This window comes from Moorena sp. SIO3I8 (assembly GCF_010692325.1).
In the GTDB taxonomy this organism is placed as follows: domain Bacteria; phylum Cyanobacteriota; class Cyanobacteriia; order Cyanobacteriales; family Coleofasciculaceae; genus Moorena.
This window is the reverse complement of sequence record NZ_JAAHHW010000021.1, coordinates 1-17,996: the sequence shown is the minus strand read 5'-3', so window position 1 is coordinate 17,996 and position 17,996 is coordinate 1. Positions and strand designations below refer to the sequence as shown.

Genomic DNA, 17,996 nt, shown 5'->3' with positions numbered 1-17,996 from the left:
TTATTTAAGCCACTACGGTCTGGCGTGCTTTAATCTCTTTGAGCAAAGTGGCTTGGCGATCCCGTCGCTTTAAGTCCTCAGGATCCATCTTTTGGCGTACTTCTGCTTTTAACCTTTGGTTAATCGCATTAAATTTAGCGATCGCAGTGCTGCTGAATTTGATTTCTTTGCCTTTAAGAATCCCAACCCGTTCGTAACCGAGAGCATCAAGTACATCTCCCGCCACCAATTCAAAAATCAGGATTTCCTCATCCGTAGCTTCCTGGAGAAACTTCTTAGTGTTTTGTTTAATGACAGGTTGGGTTACATTACTCCATAGGGAGCTAGACGTTGCAGCATTCGAAGCTTCCTGGGATTGATGGAAATCCAGCATCTCAGGAGTATACTGCACCCCTAGGAAATTACACAGATCCTGCAGAGTCGTCTCAGGAGAGCTGATTAGGGTTTCATAACTGATACTGAAAAACCTCTCGGGACTTAGGCGAGAGCGCATCTGGAGTGCTAAACGCTGAGCTTTTGCCCATTCTTGAGCAATATGGTAGAAGTGCTTTTCTCCAACCACTGCCTTCTTAAAAGAAACCGCCACATCTCGACCATCCCGGTACAAATAGATAAATTTAGCGTTTTCCAAATAGGCGGTAATCTCTGGCAGGTAGTAAACGTTGGCTAAACTTTTGCAACACCATTGCTTTGCTCCCCAAGTTTGTGCCATAATATCGTAGACAGAGGCAAATATCGCCACCAAAGACCGCTCTCGGCAAAGGGAAATTACTTCCTTTGTATCTAAATTCACACCCTCCCAAGGGACGGGATTGAGTTCCACTAAACGACACACATCATTTACTAAGAGGGTAAAGGTGTCCGTTTGACTCAAATCCCCATAGCTAGGTAGTAATGGCATCATCCGCTGCAATATGTGAGGGGAGTGGGGAGCAGCGAGATCACCGATCTGATTCAACATCAGGCGCAATAAATTAGAGCCTGAGCGTTGGGTGCCGATCATAAAAATAGACATAACTTTGAGCTATCCTCATCACTGAATTCCAATTGCTGACCTTGATCACCGATTAAGTAGAAGCAGCCATCAGAAAACGTTGTGGTTGCAAAGCAGCACAATAAAAGCTTGGTCTTCACCAAACCAACTCTCCCTAGCTGCGAGTGGAGCGGTGTTTAGCTAACTAACCAAGCTCTGTCTAGTGGATAAATGCACAGAAATCACTCTTGACTTACTGCTGCAATAGGGGGTTTGAGTAGCAATGCTACAGAAACTTACACCCTTGACTAAAACTGAGGCAGCAATAAATGGTTTAACAACCGATCAGCGCGTTTATATCTGGGTTGTAAACAAAATTATTGCCGGAAAAGGCTTGCATACAAGAGGCAAAAGGCAAGAGGGGAAAGAGATACGGAGTTTTATTGGACAATAAAAAAAGACCTCCTATGTTTAGATCTGATTTATAAACCCTATCAACCAGATCACACCTTCGTTAACTGATTACCCGATCCGGGATAACAGCCGAAAATTAAGCACTATCACTAAAGTAGATAGGTTAAATGATTGACATTTTAGGCAGTTAAACCAACAATCAAGGGTTTTAGCTATAGGGAACAGCGGATCTGGGAACAGCGGATCTGGGAACAGCGGATCTGGGAACAGAGGGTGACAGACATTTTATATATCTGAGTGCGTAAGTCCTGTGTCATACCAATTCTTAGCGCTCACACCGCTAAACATCAATTTCATCTCCCCATCTCCCGACTCCCGACTCCCGACTCCCGACTCCCGACTCCCGACTCCCGACTCCCGACTTCAAAAAATCTGTATCAATGAAATAAAACTGAAGCCAAACTGAGAAAAAAAAGCAAAACTGAGACAACTGAGACAAAAACTGAGACAACTATTATTCAAACTTATGCTATATAGCGGCTCTGAATAGGATTAATTTCATCGGTTTATGCTTCAACCTGAGATTACTCTGAGAAAAATCTAAGCTCACCCTGGGTTAAGTATGAAAAAAATTATACAACTAAGCCTAGTTAAAATAACTGAGGTAAAAAACTGAGACAAAAACTGAGACATTAGGCTCTGATCCGAATGCCATTGTAGAAATATAGACACCTTAGCGGCTAGACAAAAGCGCTAATGCCCTGTTGAAAGCTATGGTTTTTGCCTAAGGGTCAATGTTTGCCTGAGGTTAAAAACATTACACTGGTCTATTGCCGGTAGACCAGTGTTTACTTCCAGTCTCAACTTCATTCACCAACTTCATTCACTTGCATTCGGAGGAACTTTGATGTCAAACACTTTTATTCCCACTGGAGAAACTCTAACCGAGCCCGTAGTACTACCTGGAGTAGGGGATTCTTTAACCGTATTCGGTACATTAGATGTTGATGGTAGTGCTGTTGATATCACCGGCACTAATGCCAGCATTTTTAACGCAGAAACAGGGACAATTGATGGTAGCTTCAACGGTGTCAACTTCTTTAATGGTGGTGCTTCTTCTGGCACATTAACCAACCAAGGCTTGATTACCAGTGATAGTCGTCCCGTCAACATCGGTGGTCAGAACATCAGGGTTGATAACTTAGCCCAGATTATCTCCTCTGCAAGTCCTCGGGATGGTGTCGTTTACGCTGACCAGACTGCTACATCCTATGATATTTTCAACGGTCCTGATGCTGTAATTGATGTGGGTGAGGGGAATGATGGAGATGCCATTTCTCTACAACTCGGTGCTAATGTCACAGGCAGTGTGGTTAATCAAGGTACGGTGATCGGACGTGGTGTGCCGGTGGGTAACAACCAAGCTACTGCGATTCGCCTCAGACAGGGTACTGACATCGGAGGAGCGGATGTCTCAGTCTTCAATGGTGATATTGTCAATGAAGGCACCTTGACCTCAGAAACTGACAGTGGTGTCCTGATTGAGTCGGGAGTCGAACTCAACGGTACAATCGTTAACAACGGTACGATTGATGGTGCTTTCAATGGCGTCAGCTTTGGCAATGGCGGTACCTCTTCTGGGGCGCTGCAAAATTTCGGTACTATCACTAGTGCTAGTCGTGCCGTAAATATCGGTGGTCAAGATATTAGCCTTCAAAACTTCGGTCAGATTCTCACCTCTGCCAGTCCCCGGGATGGTGTGGTTTACACTGACCAGAGTGCGCTTTCCTACTCGATTGTGAACGAAAGTAGTGGTCTGATCGATGTGGGTGAAGGCAATGATGGAGATGCCATTTCTCTACAACTCGGTGCTGATGTCACAGGTAGCGTAATTAATCGAGGTACGGTGATCGGACGTGGTGTGCCGGTGGGCAACAACCGAGCTACTGCTGTTCGCCTCAGACAGGGTACTAATACTGACCTCTCAGTCTTCAATGGTGATATTGTCAATGAAGGCACCTTGACCTCAGAAACTGATGCGGCAGTACTGATTGAGGACGGAGTCGAACTCAACGGCGAAATCATTAACAGGGGCACTATCAACGGTGGTGTTGTTGCAGGCAGCCCTCAGGTGGCTATTGATGTTCAGGATGCTGAGGGTGACGTAACTATTGTTAACCAAGGCACTATCAACGGCGATGTTCTACTCAGTGCGGGTGATGATACCTATGATGGTATCGCAGGCACTGTTAATGGTACTGTTTTCGGTAATGAAGGCAATGATACTCTCATTGGTGGTAGCGTTAATGATGTCTTGAACGGAGGGGTTGGCAATGACTTGTTAACTGGCAATTCAGGTGCAGACATCTTCGCCTTCGGCAGTGAAATCTTCCAAGACGGTTTCCAGGATTTTGACCAAATCACTGACTTTCAGGCAGGGGATAGCTTTGATTTCGCTGATGAGTTCTTGGGCAATATTAGTTTCGGTCGCGAAACAGTTAGTGGTCAAGAAGCGGTAGTAGCCATCCTTGGCGGCGAGGATAATCTGACTGTATTCGGCAATCTTGATGCTGCTGAGCAGGCATTTAATGCATTTGTGTAACACATTAGTTTAATCCCAAGACTGTTCCGATTAGTTCTTACATAAAAGGTGTTTACCCAAGACTGTTAGCGATCGCTAGTTAGATTAGCGATCGCATTTTTTATCTAAGCTCAATAGCTTACATAAAAACCATATAGCAGTTTTCAATTGGGTGAGGTATAAATTCCTAGGGAGTAGGGAGTAGGGAGTAGGGAGCAGGGAGCAGGGGGAGCATGTCACCTTTGTAATTAGGTACATGGATCCCCCCTAACCCCCCTTAAAAAAGGGGGGAATTAGATGAAAAACTCCCTGTGATTAAGAATTCGATTCAATTCAAAAGTCCCCCTTATTAAGGGGGATTTAGGGGGATCTAAACCAGGAATTAACAAAACTGACATGCTCCCGGGAACAGGGAACAGGGAAAAAATCCTGTGTACCTCACCGAATTAAAAAACGCTGTAATATGAGCTCAAAATGATATAAGTCTGAATAAAATCGCAAAACTGATACAAAAACTGAGATAAATAGTCTTGATTACTATGCTATAACCACCCCTAAGCTTGTTGAGTATCTCTATTTATTGGTCAATCTGAAAGTAACTTAAACTTAATCTGAATACAGCCTTAAATTAATCTAATAAAAATCACAAATATCAGCTTAATAAAAACACTTGATTCAAAAACTGATGCAAAAAATGAGACAGTATTCCTGGCTCTGCTCATTACTCTAAAACTAGACAGGTAAAGAGGACAGGGTAATGTGGCATAAAATCATCGTTTGGCTTATAACTGAAATTATTTTAAACTTGGTAGGAATTGATGACCTAGCGGACTATAGCGAATTCATCTTTGAGAAACAATTCATTAACCTCAACAGCTCTCAGCTGTCAGCCGTCAGCTCAATGCTTACGTTTGGGAGAATCATTTCCCCTAGCATCAGGGATGTCGGTAAGTGTGAATATTAAGGATATAAAGCATCGAGTGATTACTATCTTTACTGGCTTTTTAAATAATAAGTTTGATAGTTTAAAGGGTACTAAATAGAGGTAATTTAGAATTTAGAATTTAGAATTAAGAATTTAGAATTTAGAATCGGGAATCGGGAATCGGGAATCGGGAATCGGGAATCGGGAATCGGGAATCGGGAACAAGTAATCCAAAATAGGTAATCCAGAACAGGTAATCCAGAACAGTAATAATAGTTGACTGCATCGCTACTCCCTACTCCCTACTCCCTACTCCCTATTCCCTGTTCCCTGTTCCCTATTCCCTGTTCCCTTTGCTATATTTTTATGAAGTTCAAGTAAAGTCTTTTCAAGAATTGTTACATCAATAAAGCTTAATTCATAGTTTATGAAATAATCCGAGAAATCGGGAGCATCTTTATTGATTAACATGAAACCTCGGATTGACCAACTTGTCGCAGCAAGTCCTTTTGTTCTTTGTTCTCTACTGGGTGCAACTACGGCATTAGGGCAAATAACCCCAGATAATACCCTCGGTAAGGTCAGTTCTGTAGTAACACCCAATGTGACTATTAATGGTGCCCTGGCAGATTTGATAGAAGGTGGAGCGATTAGAGACAGTAATCTCTTCCACAGCTTTTCGGATTTCAATGTGGCCGAGTTTGGGCGAGTTTATTTTGCGAATCCAGCAGGAGTTGCCAACATCCTGAGTCGGGTAACTGGAACAAATGTTTCTAATATTTTGGGGACTCTGGGAGTATTGGGAAATGCTAATTTATTTTTGATAAATCCCAATGGTATTGTATTCGGGTCCAATAGCAGACTCGATCTGGGAGGCTCATTTTTTGGGAGTACTGCTGATAGTATATTGTTTGACGATGGCACAGTATTCAGCGCAAAAAATCCCAATGATAAACCGTTATTAACTATTAATATTCCATCTGGGTTGCAATATGGCTCAAATCCCGGAAGTATTACTAATCAGTCTAGTCTGTTTTTGGTACCAAATGGTCAAACCTTAGGGCTGATTGGTGGTGAGGTTACTATTCCTGGTGGTTTGATAGCTGCATTGGATGGACGGATTGAGCTGGGGAGTGTGGGTAATGGTGTGGTGAACTTGACCCCAACCGATACTAGTTTTGTGTTGGATTATTCAGCAGTTCCAGCGTTTCAGGATATTAGTTTGTCTGACGGTGCTTTTGTTATTACCAGTGGCGAAAGTGGTGGCAGTATCCAGGTGCAGGGAGCTAATGTGAGTTTACGCGATCGCTCTTTTGTGTTTGCGAATACCGAAGGTAGTGGCAGTGGCGGTGGCATAGTTGTTGATGCTTCTCAGTTGAGTCTTGAGGATGGTTCTATTATAGGTGCTAATGTATCCGGCTCAGGACAGGGGGGAGATTTGACAGTGGATGCCACTGAATCTGTGCGAGTGGTTGGTGCGTCTGATGGTACTCGCAGCCTCTTGGGAGCCCTAGTTCTTCCAGGAGCAACAGGAAAAGCGGGAGATGTGAGTATTACCACTGGGCAGTTAATGGTCTCTGATGGAGCACAAGTTTCAGCTAGCACTTTTGGTGAAGGGGACAGCGGAAATTTGACAGTGGATGCGGACTCTACTGTTCAAGTGATTGGTACTTCAGCTAATGGTCAGTTGCCCAGCGGCTTGTTTGCTCTAAGTTCTGGGATAGGAAAAGCGGGAGATGTCAGTATTACCACTGGGGAGTTAATCGTCTCTGATGGAGCATTTGTTTCAGTTAGCACTTTGGGTGAAAGGGACGGCGGAAATTTGACTGTGGATGCCTCTTCTAAGGTTCAAGTGATTGGTACCTCAGCCGATGGTAGGATTCCCAGCGGCTTGTTTGCTCTAACTTCTGGGATAGGAAAAGGGGGAAATGTCAGTATTACCACTGGGGAGTTAATCGTCTCTGATGGAGCAGTTTTTGATGCTAGCACAAGGGGTGAAGGGGACGGCGGAAATTTGACTGTGGATGCCTCTTCCAAGGTTCAAGTGATGGGTACCTCAGCCGATGGTCGGTCTCGCAGCGGCTTGCTTGCTCTAACTTCTGGGATAGGAAAAGGGGGAGATGTCAGTATTACCACTGGGGAGTTAATCGTCTCTGATGGAGCAGTTGTTAATGCTAGCACTATTGGTCAAGGGGACGCCGGAAATGTGACAGTGGATGCCTCTGAATCTTTTCAACTGATTGGTACCTCAGCAGATGGTGGGTTTACCAGCCGCTTGTTTACTCAAACTGAAGGGATAGGAAAAGCAGGAAATGTGAGTATTGCCACTGGGCAGTTAATGGTATCTGATGGAGCAGCGGTTTCAGCTAGTACTTTTGGTGAAGGGGACGGGGGAGATTTGACTGTGAATGCCGACTCTACGGTTCAAGTGATTGGTACCTCAGCCGATGGTCGGATTGGCAGCAGCTTGCGTACTCAAACTCAAGGGACAGGAAATGCGGGAGAGTTAAATATTACCACTGGGCAATTAATTGTATCTGATGGAGCACAAGTTTCAGCTGCCACTGTTGGTGAAGGGGATGGGGGAAATTTGACTGTGGATGCCTCTGAATCTGTTCAACTGATTGGTACCTCAGCCGATGGCAGGATTTCCAGCGGCTTGTTTACTCAAACTGAAGGGATAGGAAATGCGCAAAATTTGAGTATTAACACTGGGCAATTAATTGTATCTGATGGAGCACAAGTTTCAGCTGGCACTTTTGGTGAAGGGAATGGGGGAGATTTGAATGTGAATACTTCCTCTACGGTTCAAGTGATTGGTACCTCAGCTGATGGTCGGCGTCTCAGTCGCTTGTCTACTCAAACTCAAGGGAAAGGAAAAGCGGGAGATCTCAATATTACCACTGGCAAGTTAATTCTCAAAGATGGAGCACAAGTTTCAGCTGCCACTTTTGGTCAAGGGGACGGGGGAAATGTGACTGTCAATGCCTCCTCTAGTGTTCAAATCATTGGTACTAGTACCTCAGCCGATGGTGAGTTTCCCAGCGGCTTGTTTACTCTAACTGAAGGCACAGGAAATGCCGGAGAGTTGTTGAATATTACCACTGACAAGTTAATAATCTCTGATGGAGCAGAAGTTAGTGCTAGAAGTTTTGAACAGAGAACTTCAGCAGGCAAGGTAGAGATTAATGCTAACTCCATCTTCCTTGACAACAAAGGAATCATCACAGCAGAAACAGCAGGACAAGAAGGCAATATTATCCTAGAAGCTGGTGACATCCGACTCCTCAACGAAAGCAAAATTAATACTGACGCCCAGAATACCGATGGGGGCAATATATTTATTGATACTGATACCCTAGTCGGTCTGGGAAATAGCGACATTACCGCCAATGCTGAAGAAGGTCGAGGAGGTCGTGTTGAGATTAATGCCCAAGGCATCTTTGGCTTAGAGTTTCGCGACCGTCTCACTCCAGACAATGACATCACTTCCACCTCCAACCTTGGCTCATCCTTCAACGGTGACGTAATCCTCAACATCTCACAGGTAGACCCCACCTCAGGCTTAACCGAATTGCCAGGAAGCCCTGTAGATGCAGAAGCGATCCTGGCCAATGACCTTTGTGGCTTTGAGAATAATCGGATTGCTGGCGGGAGTTCCTTTTTCATTACCGGAAAAGGGGGTTTACCACCGACTCCAGAAGATCCGGTGATTAATGCCCACAGAACAGTGGGGTGGCGAACTCGTCCTGGCTTAGCCAGCACCAGCAGACAACGATTACAGCAGCAACCTTCAGTAACACAGCCTCAACCTCCCCAAGAAAAAAAAGTGATTATCGAAGCCCAAGGCTGGGTAACAGCAAAGGATGGCACGATTATTCTGACCGCCCATCCGTTTAGGGGTACTCCTGTTGATCAGATATTGCCCAATCTTGATTGCCATTCGGGAGTAGGGAGTAGGGAGTAGGCAGTAGGGAGTAGGTAATCGGGAATCGGTAGAACGGGCAAGATGCCAGTATCCTGCCTTGGGAATCGGTGGAACTGGCATCTTGCCAGTATCCCGCCTTGGGAATCGGTGGAACGGGCATCTTTTGTGGAACGGGCATCTTTTGTGGAACGGGCATCTTTTGTGGAACGGGCATCTTTTGTGGAACGGGCATCTTTTGTGGAACGGGCATCTTTTGTGGAACGGGCATCTTGCCCGTTACAATTATCCGGCAGGCAGGATGCCCACCCCACTGATATTCATCCCTCGATTCAGCAATGCCAAGAAAAGTTGCACCTGGCTGACAATACACGATCAGCCAGAGTTCAATGCAACTATCAACTCACAAAAGATTATAATAACAAAAACTGAGATAAACACTGATCTCTTTTAGATCTAGGTAGTCATGCTTTACTAGCAGATGGGTTGATCGGGTGCTCAGGTGCTCGGAAAAATTTGTATTAAGAGTAATTATGCGGAGATGATATAATTCCAGGTTGGGGGTTGTTTGATATTATGTCCGGATAATTAGTGATAAAAAACCTTCTGGGATTAAACCTTACTCCTTTACTTCAGCATAGCTGCTTTCTGCCTTCGATTCGGCGCAAGCGTGTAAGTATTCAACCGCACATGATATCACTTGCTGCCGACCACAGGTTTAAGAGCGCACAGGGTTCGGGCGCAAGGGAAGCGCCCCTAGAATTGATTGGTTTGACCCTCATGATCAGAAGTGATATAGTTTATTCCACTACTCGAATCAATCCACGGTTCAAACCGTCATAAATCTCTTGGACTAGGGTTTGCTCTTCTAGTGAAAGTGATGCCTTGGCTAGTAAAGCTGACATAAAGAGCTGTTGGTCAATGCGGGTAATTTGGCGCATATGAATAATACGCTTAGCTATGTGCTGCACTGGGAATTTGGGGAAGATCACTTGAGAGGGTTTCATGGGCTCCACATAATCTCTGTAATTTTAACTATCGGCAATTTTGAAGAGATAGTCTGTGAGAGAGAGTCCTAGCTAGTAGTGATTCGAGATCAAAATTTGTGGTGATGGGATAGGGGTTAACCTGTGATCTGAGTTACAACGATGGCAGACTAGTAGCCGATCAGCGTTGACGGTCGTGATATACAGCATGTTGATTCTAGGAGAAGAGAACGATCGGAGATGGGAAGCAGCAGACTAAAAAAGGAATAAATATCACTATAGTCCAATACTTAGATGCCTGGAACTGTCTAAAGGCTAATAATTTCGTATCTGAGAGCTTGATAGTTGTGGTTGGCACTGATGGTTCAAGGGCCAAGGCTGTCATAATTTGTTTACCCAAAACCCGTCCTAATCGTGGTGGTACAGCATTACCGACCTGTCGAAATCCATGCCATTTGGTCTGGTGGAAGCGAAACCAATCTGGAAATGAGTGCAGTCTAGCGGCCTCTCGCACCGAGATGACCCGTGGATAATCAGGATGAATGGGGCGAGGAGAGGTGTAGCGACCGTTTTTATAACCAGTACCTGCTCTTAGGGTATGGCATGGTTGATCCCAGTGTAAGCGTCGTAAGCGACTGGTAGTATCTACCTCGCCCATGGGTGTGTTTCTAAACCGCTCAATAGAGGCTTCCGTGTGCTGGGTTTGCAGGGAACTGGTCAATAGTTGAGGATTCCACTGGCGGGGATAGGCAAAGTTACCAGGATCGGTGATTATATCCCTTAACTTTTCTACATAGGGCATGGCTAAAGCTTGGAGCAGGTCTAGCTGTTCTGGTGTTAGTTCAACACAATCGGTTTTCTGGAGTTCGGGAAAATCATCTAAGTTAGGCAAGTCTGCGATCGCATCCTTAACAGTTACCCATTGGTGAGAGCCTAGTTCTGAGTCAGGATAAGCCACTGGTGTTTCCCCAAGCCTAGAACCCAGTAAAAACAACCGCCGCCGTTTTTGAGGCACGCCAAAATCTGCTGCATTCAAGACCTTGACTGGCTCAGTTATGGTGTAGCCAGCTGCTTTAAACTCGCTGATTAGCTGCTCGAACAGGTCTTGGTATTTCTTCTGAGCTAAGCCTGGAACATTCTCCATCACAAAATAGCGTGGTTGGAGTTCTTTGACCAAACGGCAGAACTCAAACACTAAATTATTGCGTGCATCATCTACTTGACGCTTACCGATCAAGGAGAATCCCTGACAAGGGGGTCCACCAATCACTAGATCAATGACTAGATCAATGGTAGAAACCTTCGATGAAACCTCTGTACAGTCTTGATTACAGTCTTGGTTTTGCCCCCTTTCAGTTGCCCACTCCCTCAGGGCTTTCTGAATTTCCTGACCAGACAGGGTAGCAATGTCGGTACATAAAACCTTGGTTTGGGGGGAATTGAAGGCATACACTGCCCCATGAATTGGGTCTTGTTCAACGGCGAGGGCAACATCAAACCCCGCCTGCTCAATCCCTAGGGAGAAACCACCAGCACCAGCAAATAAATCAACGGCTAACGGTCGATGAGGGAAATTGGCCATGCCGTTTATAGAGCGGTTTTCAATTGGGTGAGGTACACAATTTTGGGATTTTAGGGAACAGGGAATAGGGAACAGGGAATAGGGAACAGGGAATAGGGAATAGGGAACATTGCTATAGTACCTGTAACCCTTAGTAAGCTGTAACCCATCTAATTTAAATACTCAACATGAGAGGAGAGTGGGGCAGGGTAAGAGGCTAAGAGGGATTGACGACTTTTCCCGAAACTAGAAAATAGGCAAATTAAATGGACACTAGCTTATCTATAATGGTTGATCAGTAAGAAAACACTATTGTCTACCATACCTTAGTTAGTGCTCTTTTTTACGATTCACATTAATGTCGCGACTAGTAATAGCAATCCGTTTAGGAATTGTGATAATTTTGATTCCATATTCCCTACTCCCTAAGGGTGGATCTCAATGGATGCAAAAACACTCATAAAAATAGAATTATAATATCATGTTGTAACAATTACCCTTAATAAAAATCTCCCCATCTCCCCATCTCCCCATCTCCCCATCTCCCCATCTCCCCATCTCCCATCTCCCTACTCCCTACTCCCTACTCCCTACTCCCTTTCCTAAAGTGCTGATGCCAATTTTAAAATCCTCATTTTTCTGGTTTTTCTGCTTTACGGTAATTTTCCTGCTATCCCAAGATTTCTGGTCTTGGCAGCAAGACATTTCCTTCTCCTTGCTCCATCTTCCCCCCTGGGTATTCTATTTTATTGCCTTACAAATTCTCCTCGCGATCGCATTGTTACTATTTGTGCTAAATTTCTGGGAAACTTCGTCTAAGGAAGACCGTTAAGGAGATGACACTAGACTCGATTATTCCCTATGTTGTGCTGGCCGGGTATTTATTAGTAACCCTTGTGGTAGGACTAGTTGGTTATCGCCAACAACAAAACACCCCTGACGATTATTTTTTAGCTGACCGTAACATGGGAGCAATTCTCCTATTTTTCACCCTAATTGCTACCAATTTCAGCGCCTTTGCTTTTCTGGGATTTTCAGGATCAGGGTATCGCATTGGTCTGAGTTATTACGGAATGATGGGGTTTGGAACTGGCTTAATCGCACTAACCTTTTATTTTATCGGTTATCGAGTCTGGCTTTTAGGCAACAAACACGGCTTAATCACCCCTTCTGAATTGATGGAAGCTCGTTTCCGTAGCACAGGTGTATCCCCTGGGATTAGCAATACCCTCAAATTAATTTTTCTGGCGGTTATGGTAATTTTCACCATTCCCTACTTAACCCTACAACCGATTGGAGCTGGCTATATTCTTGAAACGTTAACCAATGGACAAATTCCCTATTTTACAGGGGCTACCTTTTTGACAGTTGTAATCGTGCTGTATGTGTTCATGGGGGGAATGAGAAGCGTTGCCCTAACCGATGTTATCCAAGGGGTTTTAATGTTTACCTTAATGTTAGCAGCAGTAGCAGCAATTGCTTCTAGTCTAGGAGGGATTGCTGAAGCTAACCGTACTGTCTACACCCTCAAACCTGAATTGTTTTCTCGACAGGGTATAGATAATTTTTTTACCTATCGTAAGTGGTTTAGCTTCATGATTCTCTGGATGCTTAGTGTTCCTATGTTTCCCCAGATGTTCATGCGATTTTATACCTCAAAAACTAGCAATTCCCTAAAAGTTTCGGTAGTGATTTATCCCCTAGTAAGCGCTATCATGTTTATTTGTCCGGTACTAATCGGAATGTGGGGACATATTTCCTTTTCTGACCTGACAGGAAAAGCATCTGATCAAGTGTTTCCGATGATGCTAGCAGAACATACACCAATCTGGCTAGCATCTTTAGTGATGGTCGGAGCATTAGCTGCTTTGATGTCAACCTTAGACTCCCAGCTTTTGGCTCTCAGTTCCATGCTAACTAGAGATATTTATTTTGCTTATTTCCGTAAAACCGCTTCCCTCAAAGAACAAACCTTTGTTGGTAGACTACTGATTGTTTTATTGGCAATTATTGGTTTAATTATCGCCAAAAATCCCCCAGATACGATTACTGCGATCGCAACCCAAGCCTTTACCGGATTAGCAGTACTGTTTCCGACGGTAATTGCAGTATTGTATAGCAGAACTATTCATCCTCTGACCTGTATTGTATCGATTCTTGTGGGTGAAGCCGCAGTGATTGGCTTTCAGTTGGGGATTATTCCCAAAAGTCTTACCTTCGGTTTTCTGCCAGTTGTCCCTATTGTTGCCCTTTCCGGATTAATTATTATTGTCGGATCAATCAAGCCGATCCGGAGACTGGTTGATAGTCGTGAGTCTTGAGTGGGTCAGTGGTCAGTGGTCAGCTATCAGCTATCAGCTATCAGCTATCAGCTATCAGCTATCAGCTATCAGCTATCAGCTATCAGTCATTGGCCAACGGCTGACGGCACCTCAAGTAGCGTGCGCGTAGCGCATATGCTTACGTACTGAGTCTGGAGTTGGAGAGTCTTGAGTAGACATGCTTGGCAATTTGTATTATAATGTAATACAAACACAGTATTTGAGAATGTAGAATGTAGAATTTAGAATTTAGAATTTGAAATTTTACATTCTACATTCTACATTCTGTCTTCTATAGCAATTCTCTGTCTTGATGCAGTCGCTCATGGGGGAAACCCCCAAGACCGCGCTGCATCGCTATGCCATCAGGTACAAATGGATCCCCCGTTGCTCCCCCTTATCAAGGGGGACTTTGAGCTTGATAAGCGTACCTAATAAATCCTAGAAACGCTATACATTCTACATTCTTAATTCTACATTCTTAATTCTTAATTCTTAATTCTTAATTCTACATTCTAAATTATACATTCTGACCAACATCGACTAGCCGGAGGCTAATATGTCCAAAAAACTCGACCAAATTCTTGTTGTGGATGTTGAAGCCACCTGTTGGCAAGGGAAGCCACCCCCAGGACAAGAAAACGAAATCATTGAAATTGGGATTTGTGTATTGGATGTTGTTTCTGGGAAGCCCCTGGAAAAAGACAGTATTTTGGTAAAACCAGAACGCTCAAGGGTCAGTGAATTTTGTACCAAACTAACTACATTAACCCAGGAGCAAGTTGACCAGGGAATATCGTTTGTTGAAGCGTGTTCAATTCTACAGGATAAGTATTTATCTGCTCGGCGAGTGTGGGCCAGCTATGGGGATTATGATAGAAATCAATTTCAGAAACAGTGTACATCGCGTTTTGTGAGATATCCCTTCGGTTCCAGACATATCAACATCAAGACCTTGTTTGCCATTAGTTATGCTTTGCCCCATGAAGTTGGTATGGCACAAGCTTTGGATTTACTGAATCTACCGTTGGAAGGTACTCACCACCGGGGAGGAGATGATGCTTGGAATATTGCTTGGATCTTCTCAAGGTTACTTTCGCAATTCAGAACTACACCATGATATCGACTAGACTTGTTCCAGAAGTCGGGAATCGGGAATCGGAACCCACCCCTAACCCCTCCCAGGAGGGGAACGGGAATCGGGAATCGGGAATCGGGAATCGGGAATCGGGAATAATAATTGACGAAAAGCGATGCAGCGCGGTCTTTAATAATGTTTATCACCACTATTATAAAATAATAGCGATTTGCAGATAATTTAATTATGAAAATGAAGTTAAAAAAATAAAATCGACTTATTAATTTGCAATAATAAATAACTTAGTTTGCATACAAACTGCTCTATTCCCTGTTCCCTGTTCCCTATTCCCTGTTCCCTGTTCCCTATTCCCTGTTCCCTAAAAACCCAGAAATATGTACTTAAAAAATAGCAAACTACTATATCAATATGAATCCGTCTCGGTTAGTCAAAATTAGTAAATATTTGAGTAAGCATCTTCGGCACCAGCCTCAGAGAATTGGAATCACACTCGCTCCTGGTGGCTGGGTTGGTGTTGAGGAACTACTGGCAGCTTGTAAAAAGCATTCCTTTCGGATCAGCCGTGCTGATTTAGATCAAGTAGTTGCCAAAAATGACAAGAAGCGCTTTTCCTTCGACTCCACAGGTACCCGAATTCGTGCCAATCAAGGTCATACGGTCAAAGTCGATTTACAACTAGAAGTTGTGGTTCCACCAGATGTGCTGTATCACGGCACAGGTCACCGGGCAGTTGAGTCAATTCTCCGGCAAGGTTTGTGTAAAATGTCGCGACATCATGTTCATCTATCGACAGATATGGCAACTGCCAGAAAAGTGGGAGCAAGACATGGTCGCCCTGTGGTTTTTGCCATTGATGCCGCAGCTATGCACAAAGCTGGTCACAGCTTCTATTGTTCTGATAATGGAATTTGGTTAGTCGATTGGGTATCACCAGAGTATTTAGCAGTGTACATTTAAGTCAAAATGTCATCGACAAGGTGAGAAAAAGCATAAAAGCTGTAGATAATCAACACGATAGCCATTACCTGAACCATAGGGGAATTAGAGGAAGGCATGGTTGTACCCCTGACCCACATGGATACGGCTGCTCCCATAGCAAAGCTAGAACTGAGTACCAGATAGGGCCAGTCATCGGTATAATATCCCCAGGTGGCTAGTAATGCCATTGCCAATGAGGTCATCATTAATTCAACGAACTCTGGTGGATTGTACTGGGTTGAAAGCACTAATGTTCGCCACCAAAACTGCCAAAGTCTCATAAATTAAAGTAGCTAGTTAATGCTCTAGGCTAGCGTTGACTGAAGACTCTGATATTCTAATATAGTTATGCTTATAGTTATGCTCCTGTAAATAGCTTAGAGCTTCCTCGGTTTTAACTTGAGGAAATTTGAGGTAGAAGCGGCTGACACTTAGAAAGGGTTCCGGTGTTTGTAAGATAACCATGCGATCGCACCATTGTGATAACCAGGGTATTAATCCTCCTGGTGCCACTGGTGTGCAAATCCAGACCTGTGCTGGATTGTGGGCTTTTACTGCTGCGCTTGCTGCTGCTATGGTCATTCCAGTAGCAATGCCATCATCAACCAGCAACGCTAGGGCACCAGTAGGATTGGTTTTCGGACAACCCGGTTGCAGTTGAGCTAGCTGAGCTTGGGCTTTTTCTTGAGCTTGAGCTAATACTATTTCCTGCCATTGAGCATTTTTGTTTCGCCATCGCCTTTGCCCAGACCAAAGTACAACTCCCGAGGAAGTCACCGCACCGATTGCTAATTCTGGGTTGCGAGCCGTGGTAATTTTTTTTGCCACTACAATATCTAGTGGACAATCCAGTGCCCGAGCTACTGGTGCTGCTACTGGGATACCCCCCCGAGGTAGTGCATATACAATAGGCGTTGCATCAATACCTGTAGCGTGCAGCCTGCTCACCAAGGGGATAAGTGCTTGAGCGAGCTGCTCACCGGCATCAGCGCGATCGCTAAACAGCGGGGCAGTGTGCATGGCTTCCTCCGGTATGAAGTTGCCTGATATATATTATAATTACGGATTTTTGTCAAGATTACTGTATCAAAAGAAAGATTGTAATAATTACTTGCTCACAATCTCCTGAATCTACTATTAGTAGTAAGGTGCCTTATGCCTGCAAAAATTTCTGTGAGCCCTCATGTCCAACGGAGAACAACTTAGTCTTTTTGACGAATCAGAGTTAACCCCATCACAGCCCAACAATGTCCAAAGGGAGCTAATCCCCACTGATGCCAAAATCCCTATTCCTCCTGGCACTTACGACACCATGGAATCCTTGACAGAACACTGTCAATCTTGCCAACGGTGCGAATTAGGAGCTACCCGCACTCAGGCTGTTATTGGACGTGGCAACCCTAATGCCCTAATTATGATTATTGGGGAAGGACCGGGTAAACAAGAAGATGAGACTGGTAAGCCCTTTGTAGGCAGAGCAGGGCAACTGTTGGAGAAAATTTTGGCATCTGTGAAAATCGATAGTGAACAAGATGTATATATTTGTAACATGGTGAAGTGCCGACCTCCTGGTAACCGCACTCCTACTCCTGATGAAATTGAAGCGTGCAAACCTTACTTGTTGGAGCAAATTCGCCTAGTAGACCCCCAAATTATTCTGTTCACTGGTGCCACAGCGGTAAAAGGCTTAACTGGTAACAAGAAGGGGATTACTAAGATTCGGGGTACCTGGATGGAATGGGAAGGGCATAAGTGGTGTATGCCAATTCTCCATCCTGCTTACCTACTGCGGAATCCCAAACGAGATCAAGGTAGTCCAAAGTGGCTGATGTGGCAAGATATCCAGAAAGTGCGTGCTAAGTTAGATGAGATTCGCTCTTAGATGCAATAGATATTAGGGAATAGGGAGTAGGGAACAGGGAATAGGGAACTCAGAAGAGGGAACAGGGAGTAGAGATTAGTTAAGTGTTAATTGTTGATTGTTAATTGTTAATTTACCATTGAAAGTTTAAAATTGTTAATTTACAACTTTCAATGGTAAATTAACGAAAAACCAATAATTATACAGCGTTTTTAATACAGGGTAATCGCATTGAAAGAAAGTGATAAAATCACTGTAAATTGACCGAAAATTTGACAGTGAAAACTTGACAGTGTATCATAAGCCATGAAGAGCACTTAAGCCAAAGAAAATCTATCTAAGTACAACAGGGATATTGGATTTAAGCTATCA

19 protein-coding genes are annotated in these 17,996 nt (G+C 44.1%); 10 read left to right on the top strand and 9 right to left on the bottom strand.

The window, feature by feature from the left end; genetic code table 11:
• Positions 1–4: 4 nt before the first annotated feature.
• A complete protein-coding gene (locus F6K51_RS10660) occupies positions 5–1,015 on the bottom strand; it encodes a sulfotransferase (RefSeq protein ID WP_293020169.1) in 1,011 nt (336 codons plus the stop codon).
• A gap of 669 nt (positions 1,016–1,684) precedes the next feature.
• Between F6K51_RS10660 and F6K51_RS10655 the strand changes: the two genes are divergently transcribed.
• Together F6K51_RS10655 and F6K51_RS10650 are read left to right on the top strand one after the other, a co-directional pair.
• Entirely contained in the window at positions 1,685–1,831 is a 147-nt protein-coding gene (locus tag F6K51_RS10655; RefSeq protein WP_293020168.1) for a hypothetical protein, read from the top strand.
• Between the two features lie 463 nt (positions 1,832–2,294).
• Positions 2,295–3,989, top strand: a complete 1,695-nt coding sequence (locus F6K51_RS10650; RefSeq protein ID WP_293020167.1) for a hypothetical protein — start codon at positions 2,295–2,297, stop codon at positions 3,987–3,989.
• An 84-nt stretch (positions 3,990–4,073) separates the two neighbouring features.
• Here the strand turns inward: F6K51_RS10650 and F6K51_RS10645 are convergent, their stop codons facing one another.
• Positions 4,074–4,226 carry a hypothetical protein gene (locus F6K51_RS10645; protein ID WP_293020166.1) on the bottom strand — a complete coding sequence of 51 codons (153 nt, stop codon included), beginning with the start codon at positions 4,224–4,226 and terminating at the stop codon, positions 4,074–4,076.
• 827 nt (positions 4,227–5,053) lie between these two features.
• On the bottom strand, positions 5,054–5,179 hold the full coding sequence (locus tag F6K51_RS10640; protein ID WP_293020165.1) for a hypothetical protein: 126 nt from the start codon (positions 5,177–5,179) through the stop codon (positions 5,054–5,056).
• Positions 5,180–5,362: 183 nt separating this feature from the next.
• On the opposite strand from F6K51_RS10640, the gene F6K51_RS10635 reads away from it, so the two are divergent.
• Entirely contained in the window at positions 5,363–8,860 is a 3,498-nt protein-coding gene (locus tag F6K51_RS10635) for a filamentous hemagglutinin N-terminal domain-containing protein (protein WP_293020285.1), read from the top strand.
• Here the strand turns inward: F6K51_RS10635 and F6K51_RS10630 are convergent.
• The gene (locus F6K51_RS10630) at positions 8,790–8,981 is read right to left on the bottom strand and encodes a hypothetical protein (protein WP_293020163.1); all 192 of its coding nucleotides are present in this window, start codon (positions 8,979–8,981) and stop codon (positions 8,790–8,792) included. The genes F6K51_RS10635 and F6K51_RS10630 overlap by 71 nt on opposite strands.
• Between F6K51_RS10630 and F6K51_RS10625 the strand changes: the two genes are divergently transcribed.
• Positions 8,969–9,250, top strand: coding sequence for a hypothetical protein (locus F6K51_RS10625; RefSeq protein WP_293020161.1), 282 nt, complete (start codon positions 8,969–8,971; stop codon positions 9,248–9,250). The genes F6K51_RS10630 and F6K51_RS10625 overlap by 13 nt on opposite strands.
• Positions 9,251–9,618: 368 nt before the next feature.
• Here F6K51_RS10625 and F6K51_RS10620 read toward each other — a convergent pair whose 3' ends face one another.
• Positions 9,619–9,825, bottom strand: a complete 207-nt coding sequence (locus tag F6K51_RS10620) for a hypothetical protein (RefSeq protein WP_293020159.1) — start codon at positions 9,823–9,825, stop codon at positions 9,619–9,621.
• A gap of 196 nt (positions 9,826–10,021) precedes the next feature.
• Positions 10,022–11,386: a DNA cytosine methyltransferase gene (locus F6K51_RS10615; RefSeq protein WP_293020157.1), complete on the bottom strand. Its 1,365-nt coding sequence runs from the start codon at positions 11,384–11,386 to the stop codon at positions 10,022–10,024.
• Positions 11,387–11,978: 592 nt separating this feature from the next.
• On the opposite strand from F6K51_RS10615, the gene F6K51_RS10610 reads away from it, so the two are divergent.
• From F6K51_RS10610 to F6K51_RS10595, 4 genes are all read left to right on the top strand, one after another.
• On the top strand, positions 11,979–12,197 hold the full coding sequence (locus F6K51_RS10610; protein ID WP_293020155.1) for a hypothetical protein: 219 nt from the start codon (positions 11,979–11,981) through the stop codon (positions 12,195–12,197).
• 4 nt (positions 12,198–12,201) lie between these two features.
• Positions 12,202–13,686: a sodium:solute symporter family protein gene (locus F6K51_RS10605; protein WP_293020154.1), complete on the top strand. Its 1,485-nt coding sequence runs from the start codon at positions 12,202–12,204 to the stop codon at positions 13,684–13,686.
• A complete protein-coding gene (locus F6K51_RS10600) occupies positions 13,676–13,816 on the top strand; it encodes a hypothetical protein (RefSeq protein ID WP_293020153.1) in 141 nt (46 codons plus the stop codon). Before F6K51_RS10605 ends, F6K51_RS10600 begins: the two co-directional genes overlap by 11 nt.
• 429 nt (positions 13,817–14,245) lie before the next feature.
• Positions 14,246–14,806 (top strand): 3'-5' exonuclease, encoded by a 561-nt coding sequence (locus F6K51_RS10595; protein ID WP_293020152.1) that lies wholly within the window; start codon positions 14,246–14,248, stop codon positions 14,804–14,806.
• On the opposite strand, the gene F6K51_RS10590 is transcribed toward F6K51_RS10595, so the two are convergent.
• Positions 14,725–14,970 carry a hypothetical protein gene (locus tag F6K51_RS10590; protein WP_293020151.1) on the bottom strand — a complete coding sequence of 82 codons (246 nt, stop codon included), beginning with the start codon at positions 14,968–14,970 and terminating at the stop codon, positions 14,725–14,727. The genes F6K51_RS10595 and F6K51_RS10590 overlap by 82 nt on opposite strands.
• A 223-nt stretch (positions 14,971–15,193) precedes the next feature.
• Here F6K51_RS10590 and F6K51_RS10585 point away from each other — a divergent pair, with 223 nt between their 5' ends.
• Positions 15,194–15,742 carry an RNA 2'-phosphotransferase gene (locus F6K51_RS10585; protein WP_293020150.1) on the top strand — a complete coding sequence of 183 codons (549 nt, stop codon included), beginning with the start codon at positions 15,194–15,196 and terminating at the stop codon, positions 15,740–15,742.
• On the opposite strand, the gene F6K51_RS10580 is transcribed toward F6K51_RS10585, so the two are convergent.
• A complete protein-coding gene (locus tag F6K51_RS10580; RefSeq protein ID WP_293020149.1) occupies positions 15,739–16,044 on the bottom strand; it encodes a hypothetical protein in 306 nt (101 codons plus the stop codon). The two genes, F6K51_RS10585 and F6K51_RS10580, sit on opposite strands and share 4 nt — an antisense overlap.
• A 16-nt stretch (positions 16,045–16,060) precedes the next feature.
• Positions 16,061–16,783 (bottom strand): phosphoribosyltransferase family protein, encoded by a 723-nt coding sequence (locus tag F6K51_RS10575; RefSeq protein ID WP_293020147.1) that lies wholly within the window; start codon positions 16,781–16,783, stop codon positions 16,061–16,063.
• 163 nt (positions 16,784–16,946) lie between these two features.
• Here F6K51_RS10575 and F6K51_RS10570 point away from each other — a divergent pair, with 163 nt between their 5' ends.
• Entirely contained in the window at positions 16,947–17,645 is a 699-nt protein-coding gene (locus tag F6K51_RS10570) for a uracil-DNA glycosylase (protein ID WP_293020146.1), read from the top strand.
• The last annotated feature ends 351 nt before the right edge of the window (positions 17,646–17,996 follow it).